This is a genomic window from Streptomonospora wellingtoniae, assembly GCF_031845375.1.
In the GTDB taxonomy this organism is placed as follows: domain Bacteria; phylum Actinomycetota; class Actinomycetes; order Streptosporangiales; family Streptosporangiaceae; genus Streptomonospora; species Streptomonospora wellingtoniae.
In genome coordinates this window covers 1-16,566 of record NZ_JAVREK010000004.1, presented here as the reverse complement: position 1 = coordinate 16,566, position 16,566 = coordinate 1, and the positions used below count along the sequence as shown (strand labels likewise).

The 16,566-nt window shown below is 73.6% G+C and carries 8 protein-coding genes; 3 read left to right on the top strand and 5 right to left on the bottom strand.

The genetic code is table 11. The annotated features are described in order from the left end of the window. Nucleotides 1-133: 133 nt before the first annotated feature. From RM446_RS05150 to RM446_RS05140, 3 genes are all read right to left on the bottom strand, one after another. Nucleotides 134-3,655, bottom strand: a complete 3,522-nt coding sequence (locus tag RM446_RS05150; protein WP_398694483.1) for a UvrD-helicase domain-containing protein — start codon at nt 3,653-3,655, stop codon at nt 134-136. Further along, nucleotides 3,652-6,960, bottom strand: coding sequence for an ATP-dependent helicase (locus RM446_RS05145; RefSeq protein ID WP_311543953.1), 3,309 nt, complete (start codon nt 6,958-6,960; stop codon nt 3,652-3,654). The genes RM446_RS05150 and RM446_RS05145 overlap by 4 nt, the downstream gene beginning before the upstream one ends. A gap of 135 nt (nt 6,961-7,095) precedes the next feature. Next, nucleotides 7,096-8,262 carry a ubiquitin-like domain-containing protein gene (locus RM446_RS05140; protein ID WP_311543952.1) on the bottom strand — a complete coding sequence of 389 codons (1,167 nt, stop codon included), beginning with the start codon at nt 8,260-8,262 and terminating at the stop codon, nt 7,096-7,098. Nucleotides 8,263-8,826: 564 nt separating this feature from the next. Between RM446_RS05140 and RM446_RS05135 the strand changes: the two genes are divergently transcribed. Further along, nucleotides 8,827-9,936 carry a CaiB/BaiF CoA transferase family protein gene (locus RM446_RS05135; protein ID WP_311543951.1) on the top strand — a complete coding sequence of 370 codons (1,110 nt, stop codon included), beginning with the start codon at nt 8,827-8,829 and terminating at the stop codon, nt 9,934-9,936. Between the two features lie 31 nt (nt 9,937-9,967). Here the strand turns inward: RM446_RS05135 and RM446_RS05130 are convergent, their stop codons facing one another. Both RM446_RS05130 and metG read right to left on the bottom strand, forming a co-directional pair. Beyond that, on the bottom strand, nt 9,968-10,891 hold the full coding sequence (locus tag RM446_RS05130; RefSeq protein ID WP_311543950.1) for a TatD family hydrolase: 924 nt from the start codon (nt 10,889-10,891) through the stop codon (nt 9,968-9,970). 169 nt (nt 10,892-11,060) lie between these two features. Further along, entirely contained in the window at nt 11,061-12,881 is a 1,821-nt protein-coding gene (gene metG / locus RM446_RS05125) for a methionine--tRNA ligase (protein ID WP_311543949.1), read from the bottom strand. Between the two features lie 267 nt (nt 12,882-13,148). On the opposite strand from metG, the gene RM446_RS05120 reads away from it, so the two are divergent. Together RM446_RS05120 and secD are read left to right on the top strand one after the other, a co-directional pair. Then, nucleotides 13,149-13,592, top strand: coding sequence for a hypothetical protein (locus RM446_RS05120; RefSeq protein WP_311543948.1), 444 nt, complete (start codon nt 13,149-13,151; stop codon nt 13,590-13,592). A 72-nt stretch (nt 13,593-13,664) separates the two neighbouring features. Continuing rightward, nucleotides 13,665-16,310 carry a protein translocase subunit SecD gene (secD, locus tag RM446_RS05115; RefSeq protein WP_311543947.1) on the top strand — a complete coding sequence of 882 codons (2,646 nt, stop codon included), beginning with the start codon at nt 13,665-13,667 and terminating at the stop codon, nt 16,308-16,310. Nucleotides 16,311-16,566: the final 256 nt, after the last annotated feature.

The following is a 16,566-nucleotide window of genomic DNA, read 5'->3' as shown; positions in this document are numbered from 1 at the left end:
CACATGTTGTCGCCGATCTACGACATTCCGACTCCTCCGACCCACCTGCCCCGGTCCCGAAGGGGCGAGCCAGTCGGTGTCGCGACCGCCGACCTGCCCCGGCGCCCCCTGGCAGCCGCCCTCAGCCGCGGCCTCACTCGCCGGGCAGGTCCTCCAGCAGGGCCGCCAGGCCCTCGGCGTCGAGCAGGTCCGCCGGGCGGACGGTCTCCTGCGCGCGGACGTAGTGGAAGGCCGCCTGCACATCGTCCAACCGAACCCCGGCCAGCTCGGCCCAGGCGATCCGGTACGCCGCCAGCTGCACGGCGACCGCTTTCCGCTCGGCGGCGGTCTGGGGCGGGCGGCCGGTCTTCCAGTCGACGACGTCGTAGGTGCCGCCGTCCTCGTCGTGGAAGACCGCGTCCATCCGCCCGCGCACGAGGCGGTCGCCGATGATCGTCTCGAAGGGGACCTCGACGTCGAGCGGGACGCGCCCGCCCCACGCGCCTGCCTCGAACCGCCGCTGCAGCTCGGCCAGGTCCTCGTCGCCTCCGGCGCCGTCGTCGGCCGCCCCGGGCAGCTCCCCGGGGCCCAGGAGGCTCTGCTGGCCGAACCGCTGCTCCAGCCAGGCGTGGAAGGCCGTCCCGCGCCGGGTGTGCGGCGCGGGCGGTCGCGGGAGCGGGCGTCGGATCCGACGGGCCAGCGCCGATGGGTCGCGGGCCAGCGACACCAGGGACGACACGGAGAGGTGGGCGGGCAGTTCGACGGGGATCGTGCCGTCCGTATCGGCCGGGGCCGAGTCGCGGTGTGCCAGCAGCAGGTCGGTGTCGCGGCGCCACCCGTCGAGGCTGCGCCGCATGGACGCCGGCATGCGCGCCCGGTCGAGCAGGGCGAGCCATCGCTCACCCTCGGTCTCCTCGTGCGCGGCGGGGCCGGCGGCCGGACCGCCCGTACCACCGTCAGGAGCGGCACCGCCCCCGGCCGCGTCGGCGCCGGTGTCCGCGGCATCGCCCGACGCTGCGCCTCCGGGCCCGTCCCCTGCGTCCTCCTCCGCCGGGGCGCGCCGCGCCCGCGCCACCAGCTCGGCGCCCGCGAGGATGTCGCGGTGGCGCCGCGCGGCGGCGTCGCCGTCCTCCTCGGGCGAGCGCGGCCAGGCCACCGGCTCGGCCTCGACGGTCTGCGGGTTGGACTCGCCCTCCTCGGGTTGCGGTGCCCACGCGGCGACCCGCCCGGCCCCCTGCTCGCAAGCCTCGCGGACTTCCTCCAGGAACACCGACGGCCCCCGCTGGGCGGAGCTCGCGTGTCCCCACCAGTGGCCCGAGCACAGCAGCCCGAAGGAGGCCCGGGTCACCGCGACGTAGGCCAGCCGGCGCTCCTCCATGAGGTGGCGGTCGCGGTCGGCGGCGACGAACGCCTCGATGCTCTCCTTGTCCACGTCGGCGAGCTTGGGCAGGCCCGCCGCGTCGCCGCGCAGCGGGAACGGCAGCTTCTGCTCCTTGCTGACCCAGCCGCCGACGTCGCGCGCCCGGGTGGGGAACACCGGCGACGAGGTGCCGCCTGACATTCCCGGCACCGCGACCAGCGGCCACTGCAGCCCTTTCGCGGCGTGCACCGTCATCAGCTTGACGGTGTCGCTGCCGCCGACCCGCTCGCCCGGCTCCAGCCCCTTCTCTGCGTCCTCGGCCGAGCGCAGGTATGTCAGGAAGGTGCCCAGCGTGGGGTCATCGCTGTTCCCGACGAACCGCACCGCCGCGTCCAGGAACGCGTCCAGGTCGGCGCGGGCGGCGACGGGGTCGCGGCCGGGCCGCGCCGCCACCTCGACGTCCAGACCGAGCGTGCGCTCGACCTCGCCGATCAGGTCGGGCAGCGACTGGGCGGCCGCGCGGCGCAGCGCCCGCATCTCCGCGCCGAGGGCGGCCAGCCGCCGGTAGCCGGTCTGGGAATAGTGCTCGGGCGCACCGGGGTCGTCCAGCGCGTCGACGAGGCTGCCGCTCTCGGCGGTGAGGTCGAGGACGGTACGGCGCAGCAGGTCCTCGTCATCGTCGTCCTCGGTCTCCTGCGCGGACGGCGCCAGGTCGCGGCGCGTCTCCTTCGCGAGCTCGGCCGCCCGCTCGCCCAGCGCGACGAGGTCGCGCGGCCCCAGGCGCCAGCGGGGGCCGGTCAGCAGCCGGGCCAGCTCGTTTCCGGCGGTGGGGTCGTGCAGGACCCGCAGCGTGGCGATGACGTCGCGGACCTCGGGCACCGTCATCAGCCCGCCGAGCCCGACCACCTCGACCGGGATCCCCTCGTCCTCCAGCGCCTCGCGCAGCACCGGGAACTGCGAGCGCTTGCGGCACAGCACCGCCACGTCGCTGTAGCGCAGTCCCTCGCCCCCTTCGCCGGGGGGCCATTCGGCGCCGTCGGGGGCGAGGCGGAAGGGCTGGTCGATGGCCGCGCGCACGGTCTCGGCGATCCAGCGCGCCTCCTGCGTCTCGGTGCGAAAGAGCCCGCCGGCCACCGCGCCGCGGCCGCGCCGGGCCGCACCGGGGTGGAGGACCGGCACGTAGCCGCTCTCCTCGCGCAGCGGATCGGCGATCCGCCGCGCGACCTGGAGCACGCGCTCGCCGTTGCGGAAGCTGGTCGCCAGCTTGCGCACCGGCGCCGGCCGCCCCGGCGCGGCGGGGAAGTCGGTGGGGAAGCTGGTGAGGTTGCCCGAACTGGCGCCGCGCCACCCGTAGATCGACTGGCAGGGATCGCCAACCGCCGTCACCGGGTGGCCGCCGCCGAAGAGCGCCCGCAGCAGCAGGAGCTGGGCGTGGCTGGTGTCCTGGTACTCGTCGAGCAGCACCACACGGAACCGGCTCTGCTCGATCAGCCCGACCTCCGCGTGCCGGGTCGCGATGCGCGCCGCCAGCGCGACCTGGTCGCCGTAGTCCAAGACCTCGCGGTCGCGCTTGGCCGCGATGTAGCGCTCCACCAGCGGCAGCAGCTGCTCGCGGCGCCGCTGCACCTCGCGCAGGCCGCGCGTGGGCGCGAGGGGCTTGCGGGGCAGCGCCGCGACCCGCTCCCCGATCCAGGCGCCGATGCCGCGCACGTCGTCGGGGGTGCGCAGATGGTCGGCGAGCTCGCCCGCCAAGGCCAGCACCCGGTCGGTGACCTCGCGCGGGCCGACCGTGACAGCGTCCATCGGCCCGTCGTAGTCGGCGACGATGCGCGCGGCGAGCTGGTAGGCCTGCCCCTGGCTGAGGAGCCGGACGGAGGGCTCGACCGCCTCGCGCAGGGCGTGGTCGCCGACCAGGCGGGCGGCGTAGGAGTTGTAGGTGGAGACCGCGGGGTCGCCGTCGAGGACCTCCTCGGGTACCTGCTCGGTCTCGCGCAGCTGGTCCAGCCGCGTGCGCACCCGCTCGGCCAGCTCGGCCGCCGCCTTGCGGGTGAACGTCAGGCCCAGCACGTGCTCGGGTCGCACCAGGCCGTTGGCCACCAGCCACACGACGCGGCCGGCCATGGTCTCGCTCTTGCCGGAGCCCGCGCCGGCCACGACCACGCCCGGCTCCAGCGGCGAGGCGATGACGTCGGCCTGCTCGGCGGTGGGCTCGGTCCGGCCCAGGAGGCGCGCGAGCTCGGTCGGGTTGAACCGGCGCCCGGGAAAGGCCGCACCCGTGTCGGGCGCCGCCGCGGACCCGTACTGCGCGGCCGTCACACGCGCTTCCCCTCGTCGTGCGCCGGGCAGCTGGAGCGGACGGCGCAGGAGTCGCAGAACTCGTTGCGCACCGCCTGGAACCGGGCGCCGGACATGCCCTCGGCGACGCCGCGCACCAGCTCCGCCGACCAGCCCGGCTCGGGGTCCTCGCCCAGCGGGCCCTGCGCCTGGGTGCGGGCGCCGTGCTTGAAGGACGCCTTCGTGCCGACCTGCACCAGCTCGGCTCCGCCGGGCGCGGTCAGCCCGAACTGGGCGAACGCCGACTCCAGCACGGCCAGCTGGTAGACGCCGAGCTGCGGGTGGCGCGCGAGCTCGGCGTCCTTGGGCCGCCCGTTGCCGGTCTTGATGTCGACCACCACGGCGCGGCCCTGGGCGTCCTTCTCCAGCCGGTCGACGCGCCCGGTGATCTCGATGCCGCCGATGTCGACCTTGAACCCCTCCTCGGTCACCACGAGCTCGCGCTCGCCGGACTCGTGCCAGGCGATCAGCTTGCGCACCATCTCGTCGGCGCGCTCGCGCTCCTTGCCGGCGAACCACGGGCCGCCGAAGTCCAGTTCGGACCAGATGTCGTCCATGCTGCGCCGGACGTCCTCCATTGCGGCGCCGTCGGCGACGAGCACGGCGACGGCGTGCACGATACTCCCCAGCGCGGAGGTGACCTCCATCGAGGAGGCTCCGGCGGCGTTCTCCAGCAGCCAGCGCAGCTGGCAGGTGGTGAACCGCTCCACCTGGGACGGCGAGACGCGGATGGCTCCCTCGTCGGCCCCGTCGACCAGCGGGCGGTCGTCGGAGACGGCGGTCAGCGCATACCACTCGGCGGGGTCCGCGCCGCGGACGCCTTCGTCGGCGAGCCGCGCGAGGTGGGCGGCAGCGGCGCGGCGCAGCGGATCGGGGCGCTGCGGGTCGGAGACCACAGACCGCAGGTCGGCGACCAGCGCGGGCAGCGACAGCCAGCGGCGCCCCGTGCTGACGCGCTCGGGCTCACCCATGCCGAGCTCGGTGAGGAACCGCGACGGGCGCTCCTCGGTGTCGTCGCCGCCGACGGCGGTGACGACCAGGCGCCGGCGGGCGCGCGTGCAGGCGACGTAGAACAGCCGCCGCTCTTCGTCGAGGAGCTTGGACGCCGCCGCGGCACCGGCCGCCCCGGCGGCGTACTCGGGGCCCGCGCCGGGCGGCGCGCCGAAGCCCGCCGAGGTGTCGACGAGCTGCTCGACGCCCAGCAGCGAGCCGCGCAGCCGCAGATCGGGCCAGTCGCCCTCCTGGACGCCGGCGACCACGGTGAGGTCCCACTCCAGGCCCTTGGACCGGTGCGCGGTGAGGATGCGCACGGCCTCGCCCTCGGGCGCGCGCTCGGCGAGGCTGTCGGCGGGGATCTCCTGGGCCTCCAGGTCCTCCAGGAAGCCCAGCGGCAGACCGGGCGGCAGCCGGTCGCAGTAGCGGGCGGCGCTCTCGAACACGGCGACGACGGCGTCCAGGTCGCGGTCGGCCGCGGCGCCGCGCCTGCCCCCGGCCTGGCTGGCGCGCAGCAGCCGCTCGGACAGTCCGCTGGCCTGCCACACCTCCCACAGCACCTCCTCGGCCGATCCCCCGGCCGCGGCGCGGTCGCGGATCAGCCGGAGGTGGCCGGCGATGCGCCGGGCGGGCGCGGCGACCTCGGGATCGACGAGGGTGAGCTCGCGCGGGTCGCGCAGCGCGTCGGCGATCAGCGCGGAGGAGGGGCGGCTGCCGCGCGGGTGGGCGTGCGCGGCCCCGTCCGAGGGCTCGGGCTCCGGGGCGGCGTCGGGGCCCTGCTCCTCGCCGCCGGGGCCGTCGCGAGCGTCCCCGCCCTCGCCGGAGTCGGCGGGCGCTTCGCCGGCGCGGCGCTGTGCCGCGCGGTAGTCGAGGTCGAGGCGGCGCAGCGCGCGGGCGAGCCGGCGCAGCCGTACCGTGTCGGCCTCGCCGAAATGGCTGGTGAGCAGTTCGTGCGCCGCGGCCTCGTCGATGGTCTCGGGACGCAGCGCGCAGCGGAGGAGGAGCAGCAGCGCGCGCACGACGGGCTCGACGGCCAGCGGCATCTCGTCGCCGCCCACCGCCACGGGGACCCCGGCGGCCGACAGCGCGCGGCGCAGTGTCGGAAGCTGCTTGCTGGCCGAGCGGACCAGGACCGCCATCTGCGACCACGGCACTGCGTCGATGAGGTGCGCGCGGCGCAGGATGTCGGCGATGACCGCGGCCTCCTGCGCCGGGCTCTCGGCCAACAGCACCTGCGCCTCGCCCTCGGGGGCGGAGCCCGCCGGCGTCAGCGCGCGGTGCGCGTTCACCGGGCCGCCCCCGGGGGCCGGGGCGGCGGGCAGGCGGCGGGCCACCCCGCGCGAGGCCGTGAGCAGCCCCGCTCCGCTGCGCCGGCACGTGCGCAGTGCCACGACCGGGGCGGGCTCGCCGCCGGGCGAGGGGAAGCGCCGCGGGAACTCGAGGATGTTGCGCACGTCGGCGCCGCGGAAGCCGTAGACGGACTGGTCGGGGTCCCCGACCGCCACCAGGTCGCGACCCTCGCCCGCCAGCGCGTACAGCAGCTCCTCCTGGGCGGGGTCGGTGTCCTGGTACTCGTCGACGAAGACGACCTCGCGGGCGGCGCGTTCGCGCGCCTGGACCCCGGGGTCGTTGAGCAGGTTGGCCGCCACCCGCACGAGCTCGGCGTAGTTGAAGGTCGGCACCGGGGCGACGTCGAAGCGGCCGGTGTAGCGGTCCAGGAAGTCGCCCGCGGCCACCCAGTCGTCGCGACGGTACTCCCGGCCGAGCCGGTCGAGGGCGGCGGAGTCGATGCCGCGCTCCTGGGCGCGCATCAGGAAGTCGCGCAGCTCCTCGGCGAATCCGCGGGTCTCCAGCGCGGGCCGCAGCCGCTCGGGCCACATGGCGGCGCCGTCGGCGGACTCGCCGGCCAGGAGCTCGCGGACCTCCATCAGCTGCTCGGGGCCGGAGAGCAGCCGCGGTGCATGGTCGCCCTGGAGTCCGAACTCGCGCCGGATCAGCGCATAGGCGTAGCTGTGGAACGTGAGGGCGAGGGGCTCGCGCGTGGTGCGGCGCAGGCGCGCGGTGATGCGCTCGCGCAGCTCCTGAGCGGCCTTGCGGCTGAAGGTGAGCACGAGGATCCGGGCGGGGTCGACACCGCGGTTCTCGATGCGGTCCACCACCGCCTCGACGACGGTGGTGGTCTTGCCGGTCCCCGGCCCGGCCAGCACCAGCAGCGGGCCGCCCTTGTGCGCGACGACCCGGCGCTGGTTGTCGTCCAGGAGCGGCGGCGGCACCTCTGCGTGCACACGCCGCACAAGACGATACGGGGATGAGTCCACCCCTCCTAGTTCACCAGACCCCCACGACAATCCGGGGCGGTACCGGATATCACGCGTATCACCGCCGCCCGCGGGCGGGGAGCCGGGCCGGGCCCGTTCCGGCTGGGCGAACTAGTCGAACAGGTGCACGCCGCACTCGGGCCACTGCCCCTGCCAGTTGCCGCCGACCATGTCGTAGAGCTTCTGCGCGCGCATGGTCTGCTCGCTGGCACTCGCCTCTGCGGGGTTGCCGGTGCCGCCGGCGGACTGCCAGGTCGACATGGAGAACTGGTAGAGGCCGTAGTAGCCGGCCGGGTTGGTCGCCGTGGGGTCGCCGCCCGACTCGCATTCGGCGAGCGCGGCCCAGTTCAGGCTGGAGGCCTCAGCGGAGGAGTCGATCTCGGGCTCGGACTTGGTGCCGATCTCGGTGATGCCTTTGACCGGCTTCTTGACGACCTCTTCCTTGACGACGTAGTCGGTCTTCACGCCCTTTTCCATGATCTTGGCCGTGGTGACCTTCTTGACGCCGTCCTTCGGCTTCTTCACCACTTTCTCCTCGCCCTCGGGCAGGTCGGGGTTCTCGCGCTCCTCGACCTCCGCCTCGATGGGGACCTCTTCGGTCTTGGGTTCGGTGAGCAGCTGCGTCACTTCGACGACCATGCCGTCGGTGGGCTCGGTGGACGCCTTGGGCTTGACCTTGTCGTGCTCGCCCAGAGTGATGCCGTTGTCCTTCAGGACCTGCTCGACCGTGCCGGCGGTGGTCGCGGTCTCGATCCGCGCGCGGTCGCGCAGGATGACGACCCGGCGGGCGGCGGCCGCCTCGACCTCCAGGCCCGACGCGGGGATCGACTTGTCGGGGTCGGCCGAGAGCTTGACCGACTCCGGGTCCATGCCGATCTGGTTCAGGGCCTCGCCGACTGTCAGCGCGGTGACCCAGTGCTTCTCGGGCTCGCCGTCGACCGTCAGCGTCAGCTCGCGGCCGGACCGCACCAGCACGTTGTCGCCCTGGCCCAGCTCGGTGTCCAGTGAGGGGGCGACGGCGTCGTGCTCGCCCAGGTCGACACCCGCGGAGTCGAGCACGTCCTGCACCGTCGCGCCGTAGGTGTGCACGGTGCTGCGCTCGCCGTCGACGTTGAGGCTGATTCGCTGGTCCATGGCGAACGCCGTGCCGCCGCCTGCGACGAGCAGCACCGCTGCGGCGACCGCGCCGATCACCACACCGCGCTTGCGCAGCACGGCGGGCAGCGCGGCCCGGCGCGCACGGCCGCCGCCCGCCTTCCCGCTGCCGGCGGCGGGCATGGAGGCGGTCTGCCCCTGATCGGGTCCGGGCTCGTAGGGACCGCCCCCCGCGGGGCCGTAGGGGTCGTACCGGCCGTGGGAATCGCCCTCGTTCGGGCCGGGTCCGGGGGATGCGGCGGCCTCGGGGGCGCCGGCGGGAGGCTGGGGGGAACCCGGCCGATCGGGCCGGCCCGGACTGCCGGGTGCCCTGCGGCTGCCGCGGTGGGAGCCGCGGTTCGACGGACTACGCACGTTGCTCTCGGCCTTCGCGATCGCGCATGGACTTGAAAAGGGGGTTGGCAGGAGGCTGCCTCTTCCGGCGAGCGGGCCCAGGGTGCGGGAGGTCCTCGGCGCACTGCTCGCGACGGGTCGGGGGCGTCACGCCGCAGCCGACCACGACTGCTACCGGAAAGTACCACACCGACCGGGGCCCCGCTTTGGGTCCGTCCGAATCCGTCCGCGCCCGCGGACGCGGCCGCGAGGGCACCCTCGGTGGCGCCGACGCGCGGCTCACCGCCAGAATGAGCCCTGCAACCGAACGGTGTTCGCGTTGGCATGCCGCCCGAATCCCCAGGAAGGTCGCCCATGGGTCCCCTGCACGGAATCCGCGTCGTGGAGTTCGCCGGGATCGGCCCCGGACCGATGGCCGCCATGCTGCTCGCCGATCTCGGAGCGTCCGTCATCCGACTGGACCGGCCTGCGGCCGCCGAGGCGGCCGGACGCGGCGACCGCCCGCACATGAGCGCCGGGCGGCCCGTGATGGGTATCGACCTGAAGTCCGAGGAGGGTACGGCCGCCGCCCGCGAGCTCGTCGCGTCGGCCGACGTGCTGCTGGAGGGGTTCCGCCCCGGCGTCATGGAGCGGCGCGGCCTCGGACCGGACACCTGCCTGGAGCTCAACCCGCGGCTGGTCTACGCGCGCATGACCGGGTGGGGCCAGGACGGCCCGCTGTCGCAGGTCTCCGGCCACGACATGAACTACATCTCGCTCAACGGCGCACTGCACAGCATCGGCCGCCGGGGCGGTCCGCCCGTCCCGCCCGTCAACCTTCTCGGCGACTTCGGAGGCGGCACCATGTTCGTGGTGACCGGGATCCTCAGCGCCCTGGTGGAACGGCAGGCCTCGGGGCGCGGCCAGGTCGTGGACGCCGCGATGGTCGACGGCAGCGCGCTGCTGATGTCCATGGTCTACGAGGACCGCGAGCGCGGCGCCTGGTCGGACGAGCGGGGCACCAACTACCTGGACACCGGCGCCCCCTGGTACGACGTCTACGAGTGCGCCGACGGGCGCCACGTCTCGGTGGGCTGCATCGAGCCGCAGTTCTACGCCGCCTTCCTTGAGGGGCTGGGACTCGCCGGTGCCGAGCTGCCCGACCAGTGGGACCGGGAGAACTGGCCGAAGCTGCGCGAGCGGTTCGCCGCAGAGCTGCGCACCCGCACCCGCGACGAGTGGGCGGAGGTCTTCGGCGGATCGGAGGCCTGCGTGCAGCCGGTGCTGTCGATGGCGGAGGCGCCCGACCACCCGCACGTCAGCGCCCGGGGATCGGTCGTTCGCAAGGACGGCCGCCTCTACCCCGGACCGGCGCCCCGGTTCGACCGCACGCCGGGCCGCGCGACGCGCGACCCCGGGTTCCCCGCACCCTCGCTCGCCGAAGCGCTGGCCGAATGGGGTCTGGGCGCCGAGGGGCCGGGGTAGGTGCGGGCCCCGACCGCGCCCGCGCGCGCACTCAGTCCAGGCCGAACGCGCGGCGGCCGTTGGCGGCGACGGCGCGGGCCAGCTCGTCCTCGGCCATGCCCTTGGCCGCGGCGAGGGCGCGCAGGGTGTAGGGGACGAGGTAGGGCGCGTTGGGCCTGCCGCGGTAGGGCTTGGGGGTCAGGAACGGAGCGTCGGTCTCGACCAGGACGAGCTCGGGCGGAGCCAGGGCGGCGGCTTCGCGCAGCTGCTCGGCGCTGGCGAAGGTGACGTTGCCCGCGAAACTCATGAAGTAGCCGTTGTCCGCGCAGATCTTGGCCATCTCGGCGTCGCCGGAGAAGCAGTGGAAGACCACGGCCTCCGGCGCGCCCTCCTCGGCGAGGATCGACAGCACGTCGTCGTGCGCATCGCGGTCGTGGATCATCAGCGCCCGCCCGTGGCGCTTGGCGACGCCGATGTGCCGCCGGAACGACTCCTGCTGCGCGGCCGCGCCTTCGGAGCCGGTGCGGTAGTAGTCCAGCCCGGTCTCGCCGACCGCCCGGACCTGGGGCAGCGCGGCCAGCCGGTCGATCTCGGCCAGGGCTTCCTCCAACGCCGCCTGCCCGCCGGCGGGGCGCGCCTTGCCGGCCCAGTCGGTGTCGTCGGCCTCGACGCCGGGGGCGCCGTCGCCGTGCACGATCCGCGGCGCCTCGTTGGGGTGCAGGGCCGCCGCGGCCCATACCGCCGGGTACTCGTCGGCGATTGCGGCGGCCCACCGCGACGAGGAGACGTCCACCCCGACCTGCATCAGCGGTGTGACACCGACCGCCTCGGCGGCCGCGACGATCGCGCCGACCTCCGGGTTCTGCATGTCCATGTGCGTGTGGCTGTCGCCGACGGCCACGCGCAGCGGCTCCGGCGGTTCGGGCGGCGTCTGCGCGTTCCGGTTGCGCACGGCGCTGCCGCTTCGCTTGCCCATCGGGCCTCTTTCCTTCGCTCGCTCGTCCCGCGGTGCGGCCCCGCTGGTACCAGGGGGCACCGAGCGTCGCCGGCACCGCGCCAGGCGCAGGGCACACGGCACGGCTGCAGCGGGTCGATGCGCGAGCGGACCGCCGACGTGCCCGGCGCCTCCCCGGCGCCTCCGACCGCTACTCGGCGGCCTCCTGCTCCAGGCGGGCGACCTCCTCGTCGGCCACGCTGGGGTCGAGCTTGGTGAACAGCGGCGTCGGCGGCGACAGCGGTGTGCCCGGTTCGATCGGCACCGACGTCCAGACGGCCCGGTTGCCGGCGTAGTCACCGGTGATGACCGGGTACTCGGTGGGCTCGCCGGAGCCGCCGATGGTGTCGACGGCGGTCTCGATGCGCGGCATGGCCGACCAGACCCCGGTGCCGCCGAGCATGGCGTCGACCTTGTTCGAGGACCCCGGCAGGAACGGCGTCATCAGCGTCTTGGCGTCGCTGACCAGCTGAAGCGCGACATGCAGCACAGTAGCCATGCGCTCGGGGTCGGTCTTGCGCAGCGCCCAGGGGGCCTGCTCGGAGATGTACTTGTTGGCCTCGGCGATCGTGCGCATGGTCTCCTGCAGCCCGGCCTTGAACCGCGACCGGTTCAGGTGCTCGCCGACCGCGTCGAAGGCGGCGGCGGAGCCGACCAGCACGCGGCGGTCGTCGTCGGTGAACTCGCCGGCTGCGGGGATCTCACCGAGGTACTTGGCCGCCATGGAAATGGAGCGGTTGACGAGGTTGCCCCAGGCGGCGACCAGTTCGTCGTTGTTGCGCCGCACGAACTCGGCCCAGGTGAAGTCGGTGTCCTGGGTCTCGGGCCCGGCCGCGATGATGTAGTAGCGCAGCGCGTCGGCGGAGTAGCGCTCCAGGAAGTCGCGGACGTAGACGGCCACGCGCCGCGACGAGGAGAACTTGCGGCCCTCCATGGTCAGGAACTCGCTGGAGACCACCTCGGTCGGGAGGTTCAGCGCACCGAGCGAGCCGGGCTCGCCGCCGCGGTCGCCCTGGCCGCTGTAGCCCATGAGCATGGCCGGCCAGATCTCGGAGTGGAAGACGATGTTGTCCTTGCCCATGAAGTAGTAGCCCTCGGCGTCGGGCTCCTGCCACCAGCGGCGCCAGGCCTCGGGCGACCCGGTGCGCCGGGCCCACTCCACCGCTGCCGACAGGTAGCCGATGACCGCGTCGAACCAGACGTAGAGCCGCTTGTTGGGGTTGTCGCGCCAGTCCTCCAGCGGGATGGGCACGCCCCAGTTGAGGTCGCGGGTGACCGCGCGCGGCTGGAGGTCGTCGAGCAGGTTCAGCGAGAACTTCAGTACGTTGGGCCGCCACTGGCCGCCCTTGGACTTCAGCCAGTCGCCGAGCACCCGGGTGAAGGCCGGCAGGTCGAGCATGAAGTGCTCGGTGTCGACGAACTCCGGCGTCTCGCCGTCGACCTTGGAGCGCGGGTCGATCAGGTCGACGGGGTCGAGCTGGTTGCCGCAGTTGTCGCACTGGTCGCCGCGCGCGTTGCCGTAGCCGCAGATGGGGCAGGTGCCCTCGATGTAGCGGTCGGGAAGCGTACGCCCGGTCGAGGGCGAGACGGCGCCCTTGGTGGTGCGGGTGAAGATGTAGCCGTTCTCGTAGAGCCCGGCGAACAGCTCCTGCGCGACGGCGTAGTGGTTGCCCGTGGTGGTGCGGGTGAAGAGGTCGTAGGACAGGCCCAGCGCGACCAGGTCCTCGACGATGACCCGGTTGTAGCGGTCGGCGAGCTCGCGCGGGCCGACACCCTCCTGGTCGGCCAGGACCTGCACCGGCGTACCGTGCTCGTCGGTGCCGCTGACCATCAGGACCTCGTGCCCGGACATTCGCTGGAAGCGCGCGAAGACGTCGGAGGGGACACCGAACCCGGATACGTGCCCGATGTGGCGGGGGCCGTTGGCATAGGGCCAGGCCACCGCGGTCAGGATGTGGCGTTTCGACGACATGCCACAAGCCTAAGGGGGCGGCGGCGCCGATTCACCCGCTTTCCCACCACCTGTGGACGGGCGCCTGCGAGCGCCCTGCCACGCTCCGATCCAGCGCACGCGGCCACCGGCGGGCGTTCGGTCTGCGGCCTGCGGGCAGGGCTGCAGCGGCGGCCTCGCACATCGGTAGTGTTGGCGTTTAAGGTCGTCTGCCCGAGCACGTGCTCCGCCCGGATTCCCGCAACGGGCCCGCTGGCGGCCGCAAGCGACCCAGGTGCGACTAAGGCGGTGGTCACCACGGTTTCCCGTGTCTTGGCCTCGCTTGCGGTCGTCGCCCTCCTGCTGGTGGGCGCCCCGCTCTCGCCGGGCGCTTCGGCGCTGGCCGCCCGGACCGCCGGCCACGCGCCCCTGGCCGTCGCCACCGCCGCGGACGCCGGCTCCCGTGCCGACTCCCGAAGCGCCGCAGGCGGGAAGGACTCCGGGTCCGACGGGGCGCTCCTGGTCGAACGCGACTCGGGCGCGGTGTCCGTCGCCCTTCCGGGGTGGAAGGCCGATCACCGCCCGGTGGTGCGCGACCTCCCCGAGGCCTACAGCCCCGTGCTCCCGTGGGCCGGCGACTTCGCCGGCCACTGGACGCTGGTGCCGCCGCCGGGCTCGGTCGAGGCTCCCCGTCTGGACGAGGCCTTCGCGCTGCCCTTCGGCCGGGCGCCGCCGCTCCCCGGACGCATGTGAACCAGTCCACCCGCGGCAGGGCGCCCCGCCCTGCCGCAGAGGCCGCATGACCGTTCGTGAAGAGGTAGTCCAATGTCCACCCAGACGGGAGCCGGAACGCGCTGGCTGCGCGGCATCCTCTCCCTAGCCATCGTCATAGGCGCATTCGGCGCCGCATGGTTCATCCCGCCGAAGCTGGGGCTCGACCTCAGCGGAGGCACACAGATCATCCTGGAGACCCAGGACGGCCGCGACGGCACCGAGGCCAACGCCGAGAACACCGACAAGGTGATCCAGGTGCTGCGCGAGCGCATCGACAGCCTCGGCGTCAGCGAGGCCACGATGTCGCGCTCCGGCGAGAACCGCGTCATCGTCGAACTGCCCGGCGTGCAGGACCCCACCGAGGCGGCGGAGATCCTGGGCCAGACCGCGCAGCTCTCCTTCCACCCGGTACTGGGCATCGCGCCCTCGCAGGGCAGCGGCGTGCAGGCGCCCATGGGCGACTCCGCCAACGCGCCGGCCGACGAGGCCCGCGCACCGACCGACGGACAGGGCGGTTCCGGAGGCGGCTCGGGCTCCGGAGGCGGTTCCGGAGGCGGCGGCATGGGCGACATGAGCCAGGAGGAGCTCCAGCAGCTCCTGCAGGGCCAGGGCGGCGCGGGCGCGGGTGCCGGCGCCGGCCAGCAGGCCGCCGACCCCAGCAAGGTCGCTCGCACGCTGGCCGACGAACAGGGCAACCAGCTCCAGTTGGGCGAATCCCGGATCCAGGGCGACCAGGTCGCCAGCGCCGAGGCCGTGCTCGACCCCACCACCAACACCCAGTGGCAGGTCAACGTCGACTTCCGCGGAAGCGGAACCGACGCCTGGGCCAAGCTGACCGGCCAGGCCGCCTGCAACGACCCCGGCCAGCCCCAGCGGCGCGTCGCCATCGTGCTGGACGACGAGGTCATCTCCTCGCCCGAGGTCAACCAGGACACCGCCTGCGACGTCGGCCAGACGGGCGGCTCCACGACCATCACCAGCAGCTCCTTCGACCAGGAGAGCGCGCAGGACCTGGCCGTGCTGATCGAGGGCGGTTCGCTGCCCCTGCCGGTCACCGAGGTGCAGCGCCAGACCGTCGGCCCCACGCTGGGCGAGGACGCCATCCAGGCCAGCTTCATCGCCGGCGCAATCGGCATCCTGCTGACCGGCGTCTACATCTGCGTCGCCTACCGCCTCGTCGGCTTCCTGGCCGCCGTTGCGCTGGCCTGCTACACGCTGATCGCCTACGCGGCGCTGGTGGCGCTGAGCGCGACGCTCACCCTGCCCGGCCTGGCCGGGTTCGTGCTCGCGATCGGCATGGCGATCGACGCCAACGTGCTGATATTCGAACGAGCGCGCGAGGAGTACCAGAACCAGGAGAAGATCTACCAGGCCAACAAGTCGGCGGGGATGGTCGACGCCACAGAGGCCGAGAGCGAGCAGGCCGAGTCCGGCGTCCTCTCGCGCCGGCGCCGCAGGGCCATCCCGCCGAACCTGCAGAAGGCGTTCGTCTCCGGCACGCAGAAGGCCTGGAGCGCGGTGCTGGACACCAACATCACCACGCTCATCGCCGCGGCGCTGCTGTTCTTCTTCGCCTCGGGCACGGTGCGCGGCTTCGGTGTGACGCTGGGGCTGGGCACCATCGCCTCGATGGTCTCGGCGCTGGTCATCGCCCGCGTGCTGGTCGAGTGGGCGGTGCGCCGCAAGGTCGTCCGCCGCCACCCCGCCGTCACCGGCATCTCCAGGATCAGCGCGGTGCGCGAGTGGCTCACCAGGCGCAACCCCGACCTGATGTCGCGGTCCAAGCTGTGGCTGGGCATCGGCGGCGCGATCGTCGTCGTGGCGGTGGCCGGTGTGCTGATCCGCACGCCCAACTTCGGTGTGGAGTTCACCGGCGGCCGGGTCATGGACTTCACCACCCAGCAGGATGTCAGCGTCTCCGCCGCCCGCGACACCGTCACCGACGCCGGCTTCCCCAACGCGGTGGTGCAGGAGTCGGGCGACGGCGACGTCGCGGTGCGCACCGGACCGATCAGCGACGCGGAGGCCGCTTCCATCCAGGACGCCCTGGCCGAGCAGGCAGGCGGCGTCGAACGGCTCTCCGACGAGAAGATCGGCCCGAGTATGGGCGACGAGCTCCGCAACCGGGCGCTGATCGCCCTCGTGGCGGCGCTGGCCCTGCAGATGGTCTACCTGGCCTGGCGGTTCCGCTGGTCCTTCGGCCTGTCGACGATGCTGGCGCTGGCCTTCGACATCACCCTGGTGATCGGCCTGTTCTGCTGGCTGGGCAGGCCCATCGACGGCGTGTTCCTCGCCGCCATCCTGAGCGTCATCGGATTCTCGGTGAACGACTCGGTGGTGGTGTTCGACCGGGTGCGCGACGAATGGGCCAATGACAGCAAGTCGGGCTTCAAGAAGATCGCCAACACGGCGATCCTGCACACGATCCCGCGAACGGTGAACACCACCATCGGCGGCGTGTTCATCCTGGCCACGCTCGCCGTCTTCGGCGGAGCGTCGCTGCGGGACTTCTCGGTGGCGATGCTGGTCGGCCTGATATCGGGTGTCTTCTCGACGGTGTTCGTCGCCGCGCCGCTGGCGGCGTGGCTGCAGCGGTGGGACAAGACGCCACCGCCGCACGTCATCCGCGAGAAGCGCACCAAGCAGCGCAAGGAGCTGCGCACGGCCCGCGAGCAGAGTGACGGCGCCGTGGTCTAGCGGCGCGGTTCCGGCGGCCGCAGCAGCGGACGCAGGCGGGGTCGGGCACTGCCCGGCCCCGCCTTCCTCGCGTGCCAGGCACTATCACCGTTGATCTATTCCCAAAATGGCCTGTACGTCACCGCTGAACTGGGATTACGCTGCCGGGGAAGGCAAGAGCCGAGTAACGTCGTAACCTTCCTGAGACAACTCCTCAAGCAGACGCTTGGCATGATCAGCACGCTGCCGGGCCGGCCGCGGCCGCCGGTCGAAGTAA